General features: G+C 75.4%; 13 protein-coding genes. 8 read left to right on the top strand and 5 right to left on the bottom strand.

The window, feature by feature from the left end:
* The first annotated feature begins 123 nt into the window (after positions 1 to 123).
* Positions 124 to 2,766 (top strand): putative bifunctional diguanylate cyclase/phosphodiesterase, encoded by a 2,643-nt coding sequence (locus tag AC0IVP_RS12410; RefSeq protein ID WP_471756855.1) that lies wholly within the window; start codon positions 124 to 126, stop codon positions 2,764 to 2,766.
* Positions 2,767 to 2,780: 14 nt separating this feature from the next.
* Here AC0IVP_RS12410 and AC0IVP_RS12405 read toward each other — a convergent pair whose 3' ends face one another.
* Complete coding sequence (locus AC0IVP_RS12405) at positions 2,781 to 3,743, bottom strand: NAD(P)/FAD-dependent oxidoreductase (RefSeq protein WP_471756853.1); 963 nt, start codon at positions 3,741 to 3,743, stop codon at positions 2,781 to 2,783.
* Positions 3,744 to 3,813: 70 nt separating this feature from the next.
* Here AC0IVP_RS12405 and AC0IVP_RS12400 point away from each other — a divergent pair, with 70 nt between their 5' ends.
* On the top strand, positions 3,814 to 4,614 hold the full coding sequence (locus AC0IVP_RS12400) for a TrmH family RNA methyltransferase (RefSeq protein WP_471756851.1): 801 nt from the start codon (positions 3,814 to 3,816) through the stop codon (positions 4,612 to 4,614).
* A gap of 17 nt (positions 4,615 to 4,631) precedes the next feature.
* A complete protein-coding gene (locus AC0IVP_RS12395; RefSeq protein WP_471756849.1) occupies positions 4,632 to 4,844 on the top strand; it encodes a hypothetical protein in 213 nt (70 codons plus the stop codon).
* A 50-nt stretch (positions 4,845 to 4,894) separates the two neighbouring features.
* Here the strand turns inward: AC0IVP_RS12395 and AC0IVP_RS12390 are convergent, their stop codons facing one another.
* Both AC0IVP_RS12390 and sepH read right to left on the bottom strand, forming a co-directional pair.
* Entirely contained in the window at positions 4,895 to 5,371 is a 477-nt protein-coding gene (locus AC0IVP_RS12390) for a YflT domain-containing protein (RefSeq protein WP_056294764.1), read from the bottom strand.
* Positions 5,372 to 5,505: 134 nt separating this feature from the next.
* Entirely contained in the window at positions 5,506 to 6,450 is a 945-nt protein-coding gene (gene sepH, locus AC0IVP_RS12385) for a septation protein SepH (RefSeq protein ID WP_056293268.1), read from the bottom strand.
* Between the two features lie 249 nt (positions 6,451 to 6,699).
* Between sepH and AC0IVP_RS12380 the strand changes: the two genes are divergently transcribed.
* From AC0IVP_RS12380 to AC0IVP_RS12370, 3 genes are all read left to right on the top strand, one after another.
* The gene (locus tag AC0IVP_RS12380) at positions 6,700 to 8,484 is read left to right on the top strand and encodes an N-acetylglutaminylglutamine amidotransferase (protein WP_056293262.1); all 1,785 of its coding nucleotides are present in this window, start codon (positions 6,700 to 6,702) and stop codon (positions 8,482 to 8,484) included.
* A 114-nt stretch (positions 8,485 to 8,598) separates the two neighbouring features.
* Positions 8,599 to 10,470 carry a S9 family peptidase gene (locus AC0IVP_RS12375; protein ID WP_471756847.1) on the top strand — a complete coding sequence of 624 codons (1,872 nt, stop codon included), beginning with the start codon at positions 8,599 to 8,601 and terminating at the stop codon, positions 10,468 to 10,470.
* A 7-nt stretch (positions 10,471 to 10,477) separates the two neighbouring features.
* The gene (locus AC0IVP_RS12370; RefSeq protein ID WP_056293256.1) at positions 10,478 to 11,956 is read left to right on the top strand and encodes a circularly permuted type 2 ATP-grasp protein; all 1,479 of its coding nucleotides are present in this window, start codon (positions 10,478 to 10,480) and stop codon (positions 11,954 to 11,956) included.
* Positions 11,957 to 11,992: 36 nt separating this feature from the next.
* On the opposite strand, the gene serC is transcribed toward AC0IVP_RS12370, so the two are convergent.
* Both serC and AC0IVP_RS12360 read right to left on the bottom strand, forming a co-directional pair.
* A complete protein-coding gene (gene serC / locus AC0IVP_RS12365; RefSeq protein ID WP_056293253.1) occupies positions 11,993 to 13,108 on the bottom strand; it encodes a phosphoserine transaminase in 1,116 nt (371 codons plus the stop codon).
* 90 nt (positions 13,109 to 13,198) lie between these two features.
* A complete protein-coding gene (locus AC0IVP_RS12360) occupies positions 13,199 to 14,323 on the bottom strand; it encodes a citrate synthase 2 (RefSeq protein ID WP_056293250.1) in 1,125 nt (374 codons plus the stop codon).
* Between the two features lie 163 nt (positions 14,324 to 14,486).
* Between AC0IVP_RS12360 and pdxH the strand changes: the two genes are divergently transcribed.
* On the top strand, positions 14,487 to 15,137 hold the full coding sequence (gene pdxH / locus AC0IVP_RS12355) for a pyridoxamine 5'-phosphate oxidase (protein ID WP_471756845.1): 651 nt from the start codon (positions 14,487 to 14,489) through the stop codon (positions 15,135 to 15,137).
* Complete coding sequence (locus AC0IVP_RS12350; RefSeq protein ID WP_471756843.1) at positions 15,134 to 16,441, top strand: MFS transporter; 1,308 nt, start codon at positions 15,134 to 15,136, stop codon at positions 16,439 to 16,441. Before pdxH ends, AC0IVP_RS12350 begins: the two co-directional genes overlap by 4 nt.
* Positions 16,442 to 16,457 lie beyond the last annotated feature (16 nt).

Below are 16,457 nucleotides of genomic sequence, written 5' to 3'. Positions count from 1 at the left end.
CCCTGGGGCAGGCCCACCCGCGCGGGTGAGGAGCCCGCCGCTGGACCACAGCCGGGCCGGGCGGCGGCCGATGGTCACCCGACTCCAGCCCGCGGGTCGCCGCCGCCGATCGCTGGAGCGACCGTGTCCCTCCCGTCCCGTCACACCGCCGTCCGGGCGGTGTTCGTGCTGCTCGCGGTCCTCGCGGTCGGCCGCGTGCTGCTGCCCGGCGGTCAGCTGGCCCCCCTCGGCTACCTGACCGTGGTCGTCGGGGCGGCCGTGCTGGCCTGGACGGCGGTGCTGCGTGGGTGGCGGGCCGGGGTGTGGACCGCCGCGGGGGTGACCCTGTCCGCGGTGGGCGACGTGGTCTGGCAGGTCCGCGCCTGGGCCGGGCTGCCCGAGGTCGACGTGTCGGTCGCCGACGCCGCCTACCTGGCCTCCTACGTGGCCGTGGGCATCGGCCTGCGCAAGCTGCTGGGCCGGGTGCCCGGGGGGTCGCCGTTCGACCGGTTCGTCGACACCGCCGCGGTCTTCCTGGTCGTGGTCTACCTGGAGTGGGTGCTGGTGCTCGCCGACACCCTGGGCGACGACAGCCTGCCCCCGCTGGTCCGCACCGTCTGGGCCGCCTACCCGGTGCTCGACGCCTGGCTGCTGGCCCTCGTCGTCCGGGCGTGGTTCGTGCGGGCGGCGCTGCGTGCGGAGGCCGTCTGGGTGGCGGCCGGGGCGGTGACCTGGTTCCTCGCCGACCTCGGCTACCTGGTGGTCGCCGGGCAGAGCCTGCTGCTGGACACCGGGTGGTCGCTGGGCTCCCTGGCGCTGGCGGCTTCGCTGTGGGCGGCGCTGGGCGCGCGGCCGGCCCCGGCCCGGCCGTCGGCCCGGCCCGAGCGCCCGGTCTCCCGTGCCCAGATCGCCCTGGCGCTCTTCCCGCTCGCCCTGCCCGGTCTGGTCGAGCTGGTCTCCTGGAGCCGGGGCGTCGACGTGAACCCCACCGCCGGTCTGGTCGTCACCGTGGCGGTGCTGGTGCTGGCCTTCGCCCGGGCCGCCCGGCTGGCCCACCAGCAGGGCGAGCTGCGCCAGGCCCTGGAGCGGCGCGCCCGGCGGGCCGCCGCCCTGGCCGCCGACTCGGCCGACGCCCTGGTCGTCGTCGACGCGCTGGGCGTGCCGCTGACCGGGGTCGACGAACGGCCCCCGTCGGTGTTGTGGGCCGGGGTCGGGTCCGCCGACCCGGTCGGGCGGCAGGAGCTGCTGGACCGGGCCCGGGCACACCCGGGGCGGGTCTGCCAGGCCGAGCTCCGCACCACCGAGGCCGACACCTGGGTGGAGGTCCGCGTCGTCGACCGCACCTCGGCCGCCGACGTCGGTGGCCTGGTGGTCACCCTGCAGGACGTCAGCACCCGGCGCCGCGCCCAGGATGAGCTGGCCCACCAGGCCTTCCACGACGGGCTCACCGGCCTGGCCAACCGGGCCCTGTTCGACGACCGGGTCGGGCACGCCCTGACCCGCACCGGGCGGACCGGTGCCGACCCGGCGGTCCTCTCCCTGGACCTGGACGGGTTCAAGAGCGTCAACGACACCCACGGCCACCCGGCGGGGGACGAGCTGCTGCGCCAGGTCGCCGGCCGGCTCACTGCGCACGTGCGCCCCGCGGACACGGTGGCCCGGCTCGGCGGGGACGAGTTCGCCGTCCTGCTGGAACAGCAGCCCGGTGGCGACCCGGAGGACCCCCACGCGGTCGCCGAGCGCATCCGGCGCGAGCTCTGCCGGCCCTACGAGATCGCCGGCCGGCGGGTCCGGGTCGGGGCCAGCGCGGGGCTCGTCGTGGCCGACCCGGACGCGGCCTGCACCGCGGCGACCCTGCTGCGCGACGCGGACACGGCGCTCTACCGGGCCAAGGCCGCCGGCAAGGGGCGGGTGGTCCGCTTCGAGGTGGGCATGCGCGCCGAGCTGCTGCAGCACACCCGGCTGGTCGCCGACCTGCCCGAGGCCCTCGCGGCGGGCCAGTTCCGGCTGGTCTACCAGCCCGTCGTCCACCTGGACAGCGGGACGCTGGAGGGCTTCGAGGCGCTGTTGCGCTGGGCGCACCCCGAGCTGGGCGAGGTGTCCCCGGCCACCTTCGTGCCCATCGCGGAGGAGAACGGGGCGATCGAGACCATCGGCCGGTGGGTGCTCCGGGAGGCCTGCGCGGCCGCCGCGGGGTGGCGGGGCGCCGGACCGGGACCGGCACCGACGGTGGCGGTCAACCTGTCGGTGCGCCAGCTGCGCTCCCCGCACCTGGTGGACGACGTCGCCGCCGCCCTGGCCGACAGCGGCCTGGACCCCGCCGCGCTGTGCCTGGAGCTGACCGAGACCGCCCTGGTCGACGACACCGAGCAGGCCGCCCTCGCCCTCGGGCGGCTGCGGCGGCTGGGCGTCCGGCTGGCCGTCGACGACTTCGGGACGGGCTACTCCTCGCTGACCCACCTCCGGCAGTTCCCGGTCGACGTGCTCAAGATCGACCGCTCGTTCGTCTCCGGCATCGGGCCCGACGGGCCGGCCCCGCGGATCGTCGAGGGCCTGCTCGGGCTGGCCCGGGTGATGGGTCTGGACGTCGTCGCCGAGGGGGTGGAGACCGTGCAGCAGCGCGACCACCTGCGCTCGGAGGGCTGCCGGTGGGCGCAGGGCTGGCTCTTCTCCGCCGCCCTCGAGCGCGCCGACGCCGACGCCCGGGTCGCCGGTGCGGCCGGGACCGTCGTCCCCGCAGCCCGCACGGCGCCACGGGCCCCCGTGGTCGCCGGCTGGACCCCGTAGCCGCGGGGTCCGGCTCAGCCCAGTCGGGCGGCCAGCTCCCGGCCCAGCTCGTGGCCCGACGTCCAGGCGCTCTCCACCTTGGAGGGCGCCGACCAGCCGTCCCCGCACAACCCGATGCCGTCGGCCAGCGAGAACGCCTGCTCCCGCGGCGACGTCGGCTTGGCGAAGGTCCAGCGGTGCACGTGGGTCCAGTCCGGCGGGGCGTCCAGTCCCAGCAGCCGGGTGACGGTCTCGGCGACCTCGGGCCCGGCCAGCGCCGGCTCCTCGAGGTGCCGGGCGGCGAACTCCGGGGTGGTGTGCGCGACGAGCACCGCGGCGCCGTCCCCGCGGCGGTCGCCGTCGTCGGCCAGCCACTCCACCGCCGGGTCGTCGTGCACGAAGGCGCCGTGCAGGTCGGCGTCCCAGCGGCGGGTGGACCAGCCCAAGGCGACGGCCAGCGTCGGCTGCCACCCCCGCGGGTCCAGCACGGTCTCCGGCGCCGAGCCGGGCTCCAGCAGCCGGCGGGCCTGCGGGTCGGGCAGGGCGAGGACGACGGCGTCGGCCCGCTCGCCGTCCACGGTCGGGCCGCCGTCCAGGCGCACCTGCTCGACGGTCCGCTGCTGCACCAGGTCCAGCCCCCGGGCCAGGTCGACGACCAGGGAACGGAGACCACCGGCCGCGCCGTAGCGCACCGGGCCGGTCTTGGTGTCGGTGACACCGTCCGGCCCGACCACGGAGAACGTGTCGGTCCACTCCCGGGCCAGGCCGCGGGCGACCCAGTCCTCGACGACGGGTGCGAAGGGGCTGTCCTGCCCGACGGTGAAGTACGAGGCGCCCAGGTCCACCACGCGCCCGTGCAGCGTGCGCCCGGCCATCCGTCCCCCGGGGGCACGTCCGCGGTCCAGGACCCGCACGGGCAGGCCGGCGTCGGACAGTGCTCGGGCGCAGGCGACCCCGGCGATGCCGGAGCCGATGACGGTGGTGCCGGAGGAGCTCACCGCCTGATCCTGCTGGGTGGGCGGCCCGCCCGCAGTGCGGCGGTGGGGGGACCGGGCATGATCGGTCGTCGTGCCCGAGCTGATCACCGACCCGCGGGACCCCCGGGTCGCCGACTTCCACGACCTGCACGCCGGTGACCGGCGCCCCGGGACCGAACGGGGCACCGGTCCGGTCGTCGTCGAGGGCGTCACCGCGGTCGAGCGGCTGCTGACCACCGGACTGCGCCTGCGGGCGGTCTACGGCGTGCCCGGACGGGTCGCCGCCCTCGACCTGCCGGCCGACGTGCCCGCCTACGAGGCGGACAAGTGGGTGGTGTCGGAGACCGTGGGCTTCCGGCTCACCCGCGGGGTGCTGGCCTCGGCCGAGCGTCCGGCGACCCCCGACCTGGACGAGCTGCTGGCCGGTCCGGACCCGACGGCGCCCCGGCGGATCGCCGTGCTGGAGGGTCTCAACGACCACGAGAACATCGGCTCGATCGGCCGGTCCGCGGTCGCGCTGGGCATCGACGCGCTGCTGCTGGACCCCACCTGCGCCGACCCGTACTACCGGCGGTCGGTGCGGGTCTCGATGGGCCACCTGCTGACCCTGCCGGTCCGGGTGCTGGGCGACTGGCCGGGGGACCTGGAGCGGGTGCGGTCCGCCGGGTACACCACCGTGGCCATGACGCCGGCCGCGGACGCCGTGGACCTGGCCTCGATCGACGTCACCGCGCACCCGCGGACGGCGCTGCTGCTGGGTGCCGAGGGGCCCGGTCTGAGCGCCGCGGCGCAGGCCGCGGTCGACGTGCGCGCGCGGATCCCGATGCGGTCGGGCGTCGACTCCCTCGGGGTGGCGGCCGCGGCCGCCGTCGCCTTCTCGACGCTGCGCTGACCGACTACCGTCCGGCCATGACGACCCTTTGGATCGTGGTGGGCGTGTTCGTGGTGGCCGCCCTGGTGGCGATGCTGGTGCACGACCGCCGGGCCGGGGCCCGTGGTGCGGCCCGGCACGGCGGGGCGTCCGACGGCGTCCGTGGCACCGCCGTCACGGGCGACCCGGAGGCCTACCGCAGCAGCCCGGGGTCGCACCCGAACGGCTGGGGCGGCGGCAGCGGGAACTGACCCACCCGACCACCGCCGGGCCCCGGGGGCCCCGCGGTGGTCGACGGGGGTCAGCCGCGCAGCGAGAGCCGGGCGAGGTGGGCGCGCGCCTGCTCGGCGAACTGCGGGTTGCACAGCACCTCGTAGCGGCCGGCGACGATCTGCCGGCCGCTGGTCGCGAAGTCGCGGCGACCCCGGGTGGCGGCGAAGCCGGCCAGGCCGAACAGCGCACCGAAGACCAGCCCGATCACGAGGCCGGTGAGCACCGAGCTGACCCAGGAGCTGCCGTCGGGGGCGAAGATGCCCAGCAGCAGCCCGACGAAGAGACCGAACCAGGCACCCGACGCGGCACCGGCCATCGCGGCGCGGGCGAAGGTCAGCCGCCCGACGACCTGCTCGACCGAGCGGAGGTCACTGCCGACGATCTGCACGTTCTCCACCGGGAACTGCTCGTCGGAGAGGAAGTCGACGGCCCGCTGGGCCTGGGTGTAGTCGTCGTAGACGCCGACCTGCACCCCGCCGATGGGCATCGAGACCGATGCGGACATGGGGTTCTCCGTTCCGTGTGCGGACGGAGCGGCGCCGGGGGAGGCACCGGGGACCCCGTCGGGCACGTGGGTACCCCCGTGCGCAGGTCGGACACGTCGTCCGCGTCACGGTGGGGGTCCGGGGAGAGGGGACCTCAGCGGTGCCGACGGACCCCGAAGACGATGTCCTCCCAGGCCGGGATGGCCGCGCGGGGGTCCTCGTTCTCGCCTTCCATCCGCTCGAAGACCACGGTGTCGTGCTCGGGACCGCCGTCGCCGGACAGCAGCACGTCGACCGGGCTGCCGTCGGTGGGGACGACGTTGCGGACCTCGTCGTCGATCTCCTGCGCGGTGCGGGTGTCGACGTCGTCGGCCCGGTCCCCGGCGAGGTCGTCGACGTCGTCCTCGTCGTCCAGGACGGCGGCCCGGACGACGTTGATCGACCGGCGCGGCGTCGGCGTCGGCACCGGTGCGGGCAGACCGGCCGGGACGTCGGGGACGACGCGCACCAGGCGGGTGCCCTCGGCGAAGTCCATCGTGGTCGCGTCGACCGGGGTGACGGTGCGGGTGACCGTGTCGTAGCTCCACTTGGTGGTGCCCGACTTGTGCCCGGCGCGCCAGGCGGCCCGGACCTGCCAGGTGCCGTCCTCGGTGCGGTGGGCGTCCCAGCGGACGGCGTCCAGGTCCGCGCCCAGCAGTCGCAGCCGGTCGGACATGAACTGCTCCAGCGCCACGCTGGGGGTGCCCTCGGAGAGCCGGACCCGGGCGTTCTGGGCCTGCTCGGCCACCCGCTCCCGCTCCTGCAGGACCGGGTGGGCGAAGCGCATGATCCGCTCGACCGACGTGCCGGAGGCGTGCGCGACCTGCTCGGGGGTCTCACCGGCCCGGATCCGGGCCTGGATGACCCGCGGCGGGAGGACGTTCCCGCGGTCGAGCTCGATCTGGCCCATCCGCTGGGCGTCGCCGCGGACGGCGGCCTTGAGCCGGTCGTCGATGGGGACGTGGAACCGCTCGCCGTTGTCGATGGAGTCCGGGACGTCGGCCGCGAGGACCAGGCTCCGGCCGTCGTCGGAGAGCGCCACGAGGCGCAGGGTGCGCATTCTGGCGACCTCCAGGGGAGCCGGTGGGAGCCCCGGACGTGGGACCTCGACCGAGGCTAACCGCGCCCGGGGACGGCCCGGGGCAGACACGCCCGGTCGGCCCTGTCCGGTCCGGCGTCACAGCGCACGGTCACCGGTCGACCGCCGGGAGCGACGACCAGGGCGGGGGCGTGACATGCCGTGGCAACACGGAGCGGGCAGGCTGACGGTTCGACGCCGCCGGCCCGGGCCGGCGGGGAGGAGGCGCTCGTGTGCGGCATCTCGGCCGAGGTCCGGTTCGACGGAGGCGTCGCCGACGTGGCGGCGGTGGCCGCCATGTGCGACCAGCTGGCGCCCCGTGGGCCCGACGGGTCCGGCGTCTGGCAGTCCGGTCCGGTCGCGCTGGGCCACCGGCGACTGAAGATCATCGACCTCACCGACGCCGGCGCGCAGCCGATGGTGGACATCGAGCTGGGCCTGACCGTCGTCTTCAACGGGATCGTCTACAACTACCGCGAGCTGCGCGAGGAGCTGCACGCCGCGGGCTACCGGTTCGCCTCGACCAGCGACACCGAGGTGGTGCTGAAGGCCTACCACCGGTGGGGCGCGGCCTGTGTCGAGCGGTTCCTCGGCATGTTCGCCTTCGTGGTGGTGGAGCGCGGCTCGGGGCGGGTCGTCGTGGCCCGGGACCGGCTGGGCATCAAGCCGGTCTACCTCAGCCGTGGGCCCGGCCGGGTGCGGATCGCCTCCAGCCTGCCGGCGCTGGTCCGCGCGGGCGGGGTGGACACCTCGATCGACCCGGTCGCGCTGCACCACTACATGTCCTTCCACTCCGTGGTGCCCGCCCCGCGGACGATCCTGGCCGGCGTCGGCAAGCTGCCCCCGGCCACCGTGCGCACCTACGAGGCCGACGGCCGGGAGTCCGACTGGACCTACTGGGCGCCCACCCACGAGCGACGCGCGGACCTCGCCGACCTGGACCCCGTGCAGTGGCAGGACCTGGTGCTGGAGCAGCTGCGGGTCGCCGTCCGCCGGCGGATGGTGTCCGACGTGCCGGTCGGGGTGCTGCTGTCCGGCGGGCTGGACTCCAGCCTGATCGTCGGGCTGCTGGCCGAGGAGGGCCAGCGCGACCTGGCCACCTTCTCCATCGGCTTCGAGGCCGTCGGTGGCCGCGAGGGTGACGAGTTCGCCTACTCCGACGTGGTCGCCGAGACCTTCGGCACCGACCACCACCGGCTGCTGGTGCCCTCCAGCGACGTGCACGCCGGGCTGGACGGCGCGATCGCGGCGATGAGCGAGCCGATGGTCAGCCACGACTGCGTCGCCTTCTACCTGCTCTCCCAGCAGGTCAGCCAGCACGTGAAGGTCGTGCAGAGCGGGCAGGGCGCCGACGAGGTGCTGGCCGGCTACGACTGGTACCCGCCGCTGGACGGCGTCCCCCGCGACCGCGCCGTCGACGCGTACGCCTCGGTGTTCGTCGACCGCCCGCACGCCGAGCTGGCCGGGATCCTGGCCGACCGCTGGCTGGTCACCGACGACGTCAGCCGGGCCTTCGTGGCCGACCACTTCGCCCGCCCGGGCGCGGACACCACCCTGGACCGCGCGCTGCGCCTGGACTCCACGGTCATGCTCGTCGACGACCCGGTCAAGCGGGTGGACAACATGACGATGGCCTGGGGGTTGGAGGCCCGGGTGCCGTTCCTGGACCACGAGTTCGTCGAGCTCGCCGCCGCCGTCCCGCCGGAGCTGAAGCTGGCCCACGGCGGCAAGGGCGTCCTCAAGGACGCCGCCCGCAAGGTCGTCCCCGCCCACGTCATCGACCGGCCCAAGGGCTACTTCCCGGTGCCGGCGATCATCCACCTGGAGGGCGAGTACCTGGCCTCGGTCCGGGACGCGCTGCACGCCCCCGAGGCCCGCGAGCGCGGCCTGTTCCGCACCGACCACACCGAGCGCCTGCTGGCCGACCCCAACGGCGCCCGCACGACGCTGGGCAGCAACCAGCTGTGGCAGGTGGGGTTGCTGGAGCTCTGGCTGCAGCGGCACGGCATCCGCTGAGCGTGTCGCCGGTGACCCGGGTCACCGGTACGGAGAAGGTGGCGGACCGCGGAACAGCGGGGCGCCCCACCGCGCTGCAACCGGACTGACGCCCACGACCCCCGAGGAGGTGGCATGACCCGCCCCGACACCGGCCTGCGCCCTGCCGGCTCCGACCCGCACGGCCTCACCACCGACGTCCGCCTCGCGGTCACCGAGATCGCCGCGGCCGCCGGCGCCTGGTGCCCCGCGCTGGCACCCGACGGCGACCGGGTCGCCTTCGTCAGCGACCGCTCCGGCCGGCCCCGCCTCGAGGTCGCCACGCTGGACCAGCAGACCCCGCCGCTGGTGCTGTCGGGCCCCGAGCAGGAGGTCGTCTCTGTCGCCTGGTCCCCGGACGGGGAGTGGCTGGCCTACCTGGTGAGCCCCGGCGGCTCGATCTGCGCCCAGCTGTGGGTGGTCCGCCCCAACGGCTCCGACGCCCGGCTGGTCGCCGGTGAGGACCCCCGCGTCACCGTGTTCGCCGGGGGCTGGACCGGCCGACCCGGCCACTACGTGTGCACGATCGCCGACGGGCCCGGTGCCGACGTCGTGCTGGTCGACGTCGTCTCCGGGGCGCACCGCACGCTGGCCACCGGCGGGTTCCTCGCCGTCACCGCGGTGTCCCCGGACGAGGGCACCGTGCTGGCCCGGCGCGGCCCGCGCGGGCACCGGCACGTCGTGGTCATCGACGTCGCCACCGGCGAGCAGCGCCGCGTCGTCCCGCTCCGGCACGCCGGCGGGCAGGCCAGCGAGGACGGCCGTTTCGGCCCGGAGGGCCGGTCGGTCTGGCTGCGCGCGGCGCTGCCCGGGCCGCCCGGGGAGGACCGCACGGCGTTGCTGCAGGTCGACCTGTCCGCGGACGCCGTGCCGGGGGAGGCGCGGGTGCTGGTCCGCCGTCCCGACGCCGACCTCGACGGCTACGCCGTGCGGGCCGACGGCACCGTGCTCTGCCTGTGGAACGCCGAGGGCTGCACCGAGCTGGAACTGCGCCGGGTCTCCGACGGGTCCCTGGTCCGGGCGGTGCCGCTGCCGCTGCCGGTCATGCCGGGCTGGTCGCTGGCCGCCGACGGCACCTCGCTGGTCGCCGAGCTGACCGGCCCGGGCGCCCCCCGCGCGCTGCACCTGGTCTCCCTGGACGAGCGGGCCACCGCCCCGAGGCCGCTCCCGTCCAGCCCGCGGCTGCCCAACCCGGACCTGCTGGTCACCCCGGTCCGGCACCGCTACCGCGCCACCGACGGCCTGGCGCTGGAGGGCTGGCTCTACACCCCGCCCGACGTGCACGGACCCAACCGCACGGTGGTCAGCTTCCACGGCGGCCCCGAGGGCCAGGAGCGCCCGGCCTGGTCCCCGGTGGCCCAGGCGCTGGTCGCCGCCGGGCTGACCGTCTTCGCCCCCAACGTGCGCGGGTCCGGGGGGCGGGGCGGGGCGTTCATGGCCGCCGACGACGTCGACGCCCGCGAGGCCTCCTTCGCCGACGTCCCCGCCACCGTCGAGCACCTGGTCCGGGCCGGCATCGCCGTCCCCGGGGCCGTGGGTGCGCACGGGTGGTCCTACGGGGGCTACCTGAGCCTGGTCGCGCTGACCCGGTGGCCGGAGCTCTTCGCCGCCGGGGTGTCCCTGGCCGGGATGAGCGACCTGCGCAGCTTCTTCGCCGGCACCGAGCCGTGGATGGCCGCGGCGTCGGTGACCGAGTACGGCGACCCGGTGGCCGACCGGGAGATGCTCGCCACGATCAGCCCGATGACCTCGCTGGAGCGCTTGCGTTCCCCGGTCCTGCTGGCGCACGGTGACCGGGACACCAACGTGCCCGTCGCGGAGTCCGTGCAGGCCCACCAGGCGCTGACGGCCCTCGGCGCCCCCGCCGAGCTGCTGCTGCTGCTCGGTGAGGGCCACACCGTCGTGGGCCGGGAGAACCTGGTGACGCTGACCGAGCGGATCACCGCCTGGTTCGACCGCTGGCTGTGAGGGACACATGACCGAGGCGACCGGCGTCTTCGAGCGCTACCCGGGATCGGCCGTCGACGAGGCGGTCGGCCCCGACGGCACGCTGCACGAGGGGTACGCCCCGGTCGCCCCGGCCCTGGAGGAGCTCGGCGGCGTCGGACTGGCCTCGGTGGTCGGCGAGATGGGCCGCGAGCGCCGGGCCCGCGGCGTCGTCTTCGGCACCTTCGTCGACGGCGAGCTGCAGGAGCTGCCGTTCCCGATGGACCCGTTGCCCCGGGTGGTGACCGGCACGGACTGGGCGCACCTGAGCCGTGGCGTCGAGCAGCGCACCCGCGCGCTCAACGCCTTCCTCGCCGACGCCTACCGCCCGGTCGGGCGCCGGCGCGGTGACACCCGGGACACCCGCCCCGAGGCGGTGCAGGCCGGCGTCGTCCCCGAGTGGCTGGTCACCCGCAGCCCCGGCTACCGCGCCGCGGCCGCCTCCCTGGCCGTCCCCGGCCAGCAGCGGGTCACCGTCGCGGGGCTGGACCTGCTGCACGGCCGCGACGGGTGGGTCGTGCTGGAGGACAACCTGCGGGTGCCCTCCGGGCTGGGCTACGCCATCGTCAACCGGGACTCCAGCCGCACCGCGTTGCCCCAGCTGTTCGACGGGATGTCGCTGCCCGAGCCGCACGAGGCCGTCGCCGTGCTGCACGCCGCGCTCGCCGATGCGGCCCCGCCCGCCTGCACCGGCACCCCGCAGGTCGCGCTGCTCACCGACGGCCCGGTGAACACCGCCTGGTTCGAGCACCGGCTGCTCGCCGAGGCCATGGGCGTCCCCATCGCCACCCCCGACACCCTGTGGGCCACCCCGGCCGGCGGTGTGGCCGTGGAGGTCGACGGCGAGCGGGTGCCGGTCGACGTGCTCTACCGGCGCTTCGACGAGGACGAGCTCGCCGCCCACCTCAACCCCACGGGCACCCCGCTGGACGTGCTGCTCGGCGAGGCCGTGCGGGCCGGACGGCTGGCCCTGGCCAACGTGCCCGGCAACGGCGTCGCCGACGACAAGGCCACCTACTGCCACGTCCCGGCGATGATCCGGTTCTACCTGGGGGAGGAGCCGGTGCTGGACACCGTGCCCACCTGGGTGCTGGCCGACCCCGGTGACCACGCCGCGGTCCGCGACCGGCTGCACGAGCTGGTCGTCAAGCCCGTCGACGGGTACGGCGGGCAGGGAGTCGTCTTCGGCCCCACCTGCTCCGCGGCCGAGCTCGCCGCGCTGGCTGCCGAGGTGGCGGCGACCCCGCACCGGTTCGTCGCCCAGGAGCCGGTGGACTTCTCGACGGTGCCCACCCTGGTGGAGGGCGTCGTCGTCCCCCGGCGGGCGGACCTGCGGGTCTTCGCCGTGGCCGGGTCCACGACCCGCGTGGTGCCGGCGCCGCTGACCCGGGTGGCCCTCGAGGAGGGCTCCCTGCTGGTCAACTCCAGCCGCGGCGGCGGCAGCAAGGACACCTGGCTGCTGCCGTGAGCGGGGTGTGGGGGCGCCGGTGCGCCCCCACACCCGCTACAGCGCCGCGACGACGTGGTCGATGCAGGCCGTCAGCGCGCTGACGTCGTCGGGGTCCACGGCGGGGAAGCAGCCCACCCGCAGCTGGTTGCGGCCCAGCTTGCGGTAGGGCTCGGTGTCCACGACGCCGTGCGCGCGCAGCGTCGCGGCGATCTGCGAGGCGTCCACGGACTCGTCGAAGTCGATGGTGGCCACCACGTAGGAGCGCTCGGCCTCCTCCTGCACGAACGGCGTCGCGAACTCCGAGGCCTGCGCCCAGTCGTAGAGCCGCGACGAGGAGTCCCGGGTGCGGGCGACCGCACCGGAGAGCCCGCCGAGGGAGTTCAGCCAGTCGACCTGCTCGGCCAGCAGGAAGAGCGTGGCCACCGCGGGGGTGTTGTAGGTCTGGTCCTTGGTGGAGTTGTCCACGGCGATCGAGAGGTCCAGGAAGCCCGGGATCCAGCGGTCGGAGGCCTTGATCTCGGCGACCCGCTCGAGCGCCTTGGGGCTCATCAGGGCCAGCCACAGGCCGCCGTCGGAACCGAAGCACTTCTGCGGGGCGAAGTAGTAGGCGTCGGTCTCCAGCACGTCGACGGGCAGGCCGCCGGCGCCGGAGGTGGCGTCGACCAGGACGAGGGCGTCCTCGTCGGCGCCCTCGGGGCGACGGACCGGGGCCATCACGCCGGTGGAGGTCTCGTTGTGCGCCCACCCGTAGACGTCGACGCCGGCCACCGCGGTGGGCAGGGCCAGCGAGCCGGGGGCGGCCTTGGTGACCACCGGGTCGGCCAGGAACGGGGCGTCGGCCACGCCGGAGGCGAACTTGGCGGAGAACTCGCCGTAGGTGCCGAAGGCAGCCCGGTCGCGCACCAGGCCGATGGTCGCGGCGTCCCAGAACGCCGTGGTGCCGCCGTTGCCCAGCACCACCTCGTAGCCCTCGGGCAGGTCGAAGAGCTGGGCCAGTCCCTCGCGGACCCGCTTCACCAGGCCCTTGACCGGGGCCTGCCGGTGCGAGGTGCCCATCAGGTCGACCCCGGAGGAGGCCAGCGCCGCCAGCGCCTCGGGACGCACCTTGGAGGGACCGCAGCCGAAGCGGCCGTCGGCGGGGAGCAGCTCGGTCGGGATGGTGATGCTCATCTGGGGTCCTCGGGTGGTGGGGGCGGGCGGGACGACGGCCCGGTCGCAGGGTGTGCGCCGGGCCGTCGGTGGTGCAGGGAGCGGTCCGCCTCAGGCGGGCTCGCTGATCTCCTTGGTCTTGACCGTGTCCCAGCCCTCGACGTCCTCGGGCTTGCGCGGGTCGGGGCCGATGTAGCGGGCGGACGGGCGGACGAGCCGGCCGGTCTGCTTCTGCTCCAGGATGTGCGCGCTCCATCCCGCGGTGCGGGCGCAGGTGAACATCGAGGTGAACATGTGGCTGGGCACCTCGGCGAAGTCCAGCACGATCGCGGCCCAGAACTCGACGTTGGTCTCGACCGGACGGTCGGGACGACGCTCGCGGAGTTCCTTCAGCGCAGCGTTCTCCAGGGCGAGAGCGGCGTCGAAGCGGGGGGCGGCGAGCTCCTTGGCGGCGCGGCGCAGCACGCGGGCGCGGGGGTCCTCGGCGCGGTAGACCCGGTGGCCGAAGCCCATCAACCGCTCCTTGCGGTCGAGCAGGTCCTTGACGTACTTCTCCGCGTCGCCGGTGCCCTCGACCTCGTCGAGCATGTGCAGCACGCGGGAGGGGGCTCCGCCGTGCAGCGGGCCGCTCATCGCGCCGATCGCGCCGGACAGCGACGCCGCGACGTCCGCGCCGGTGGAGGCGATGACCCGGGCGGTGAAGGTGGAGGCGTTCATGCCGTGCTCGGCGGCCGAGGTCCAGTAGGCGTCGACCGCGGCGACGTGCCGGGGGTCGGGCTCGCCGCGCCAGCGCACCATGAAGCGCTCGACGATCGTCGAGGCCTCGTCGACGCGCCGCTGCGGCACGGCCGGGACCCCGATGCCGCGGGCGGACTGCGCCACGTAGGACAGCGCCATGACCGCGGCGCGGGCCAGCTCGTCGCGGGCCTCGGTGTCGGTGATGTCCAGCAGCGGGCGGTAGCCCCAGATCGGGGTCAGCATCGCCAGCGCCGCCTGCACGTCGACCCGTACGTCGCCGGTGTGCACCGGGATCGGGAAGGGCTCGGCGGGCGGGAGGCCCTGGCCGAAGCGGCCGTCGACCAGGAGGCCGAAGACGTCGCCGAACGTCACCTTGCCGACGAGGTCCTCGATGTCGACGCCGCGGTAGCGGAGCGACCCGCCGTCCTTGTCCGGCTCGGCGATGGTGGTCTCGAAGGCGATGACGCCCTCGAGGCCGGGTACGAAGTCGTCCGCCATCCTGCATGCTCCTCTGCGCGCGGGACCCGCGCGCTGTCTACGAGCGCACGGCTGTCGAGAACATAGGCCGTCACCGGGGGACCGGCTCACCCGGACCGTCCCGCCCAGCGGGAGGTGCGACGACGGTCACAGTGCCCGGGTGGGGTGGTTGCGGGGTGGGACGATGGCCGTCGTGCCCGACCTGACGACCATGCGCCGCGACTACGACGAGGGCTCCTTCTCCGAGGACACCCTCGCGCCCACCTGGCTCGAGCAGTTCCAGCGCTGGTTCGACGACGCCGTGGCCGCCGAGCTGGTCGAGCCCAACGCGATGGTGCTGGCCACCGCCGACCCCGACGGCGCCCCCGACGCCCGGGTCGTGCTGCTCAAGGGCCTGGACGCCGAGGGCTTCGTGTTCGTCACCAACGCGGCTTCGGCGAAGGGCGCCCAGCTGGCCCTGGACGACCGGGTGGCCCTGGTCTTCCCCTGGCACGCACTCCAGCGCCAGGTCCGGGTCACCGGCACCGCGCAGCGCCTGGACGACGCCGGCTCCGACGCGCTGTGGGACCCCCGGCCGCGGGGTGCCCAGCTGGCGGCCGCGGCCACCGTGCAGTCCTCCACCGTGGACTCCCGGGAGGAGCTGGTCCGGTCCTTCCGCGAGCTCGGCGAGCAGACCGAGGGGAAGCTGCCCCGGCCGGCCAGCTGGGGCGGCTACCGGGTGACGCCGCAGACGGTGGAGTTCTGGCAGGGCGGGCACGACCGGCTGCACGACCGGCTCCGCTTCGAGCGGGACGACGCCGAGGGCGGCTGGGTGGTCCGGCGGCTCGCCCCGTGACGTCACCCGTCGACGGGCCGGCCCCCGAGGAGACCCCGGCGCGCAAGCGCCGGGGGTTCGCCATCGACACCACACCCCTGCGCAACCCGGCCTACCGGCGGCTGTTCGGCGGCATCACCGTCACCATGCTCGGCCAGCAGATGACGCTGGTCGCCGTCCCGTACCAGGTCTACGACCTGACCGGCTCCTCGTTCATGGTGGGCGTGACGTCGATCGTGGCGCTGGTCCCGCTGGTCGTCTTCGGCCTGCTCGGGGGCGCCATCGCCGACGCCATGGACCGCCGCCGGCTGATGCTCGTCACCTCGGTCGGCTCGGCGGCCGCCAGCGCCCTGCTGGCCGTGCAGGCCGGTCTCGGGCTGGACTCGCTGGCGGTGCTGTGGACGCTGACCGCGTTCGTCTCGGCGTTCAGCGCGGTCAACCAGCCCACCCGCAGCGCCGCCATCCCGGCCATCGTGGGCGCCGAGGCGGTGCCCGCGGCCAACGCGCTGGCGATGACGGTCCGCCAGATCGGCGTCATCGCCGGCCCGCTGCTGGCCGGGCTGCTGATCGGGCTGGGCGACCTCTTCCTGGCCTACGTCGTCGACGCGGTCGGGTTCGCCGTCGCGGTGCTGCTGGTCCGCGGGCTGCCCCCGCTGCCCCCGCTGGGGGTCGTGGGGAAGCTGCGCCTGTCGGCCGCCGTGCGCGGCGTGGGGGAGGGGTTCGCGTTCCTGCGCACCCAGCCGGTGCTGCTGATGACGTTCGTCGTCGACGTCATCGCGATGCTCTTCGCGTGGCCGCAGGCGGTCTTCCCGCAGCTGTCCCAGACCACCTACAGCGACAACGCCAACTCCCTGGGCTGGCTGTTCGCCGGCATCTCCATCGGCTCGCTGGTCATGGGCCTGACCTCGGGCTGGGTCAGCCGGGTCGACCGGCAGGGCGCCGTCGTGCTGGGTGCCATCGCGGTCTGGGGCGTGGCGATCGTCGGGTTCGGGTTCGCCGGGTCGCTGTGGGTGGCCGTGCTCTGCCTGGCCGTCGCGGGTGCCGGGGACATGGTGTCGGCGGTGCTGCGCTCCTCGATGCTGCAGCTGGCCGCCCCGGACGACATGCGCGGGCGCATGCAGGGCGTCTTCATCGTCGTCGTGGCCGGCGGGCCGCGGCTGGGCGACCTGCGGGCCGGAGCGGTCGCCAGCGGGTTCGGCGTCACCGCGGCGATGGTGTCCGGGGGTGTGCTGATCGTGGTGGCGATGGTGGTGGTCGCCGTCGCGGTGCCGTCGTTCTGGCTCTTCCGGGCCTCGAAGGCCGCGGAGGCGTCCCGGGCCGGTTGACCCGCCCGCTGGGAGG

It is taken from the genome of Klenkia sp. AC732 (assembly GCF_979256525.1).
Note: the sequence above shows the minus strand (reverse complement) of the source record. Positions and strands in the feature narration are given on the sequence as shown.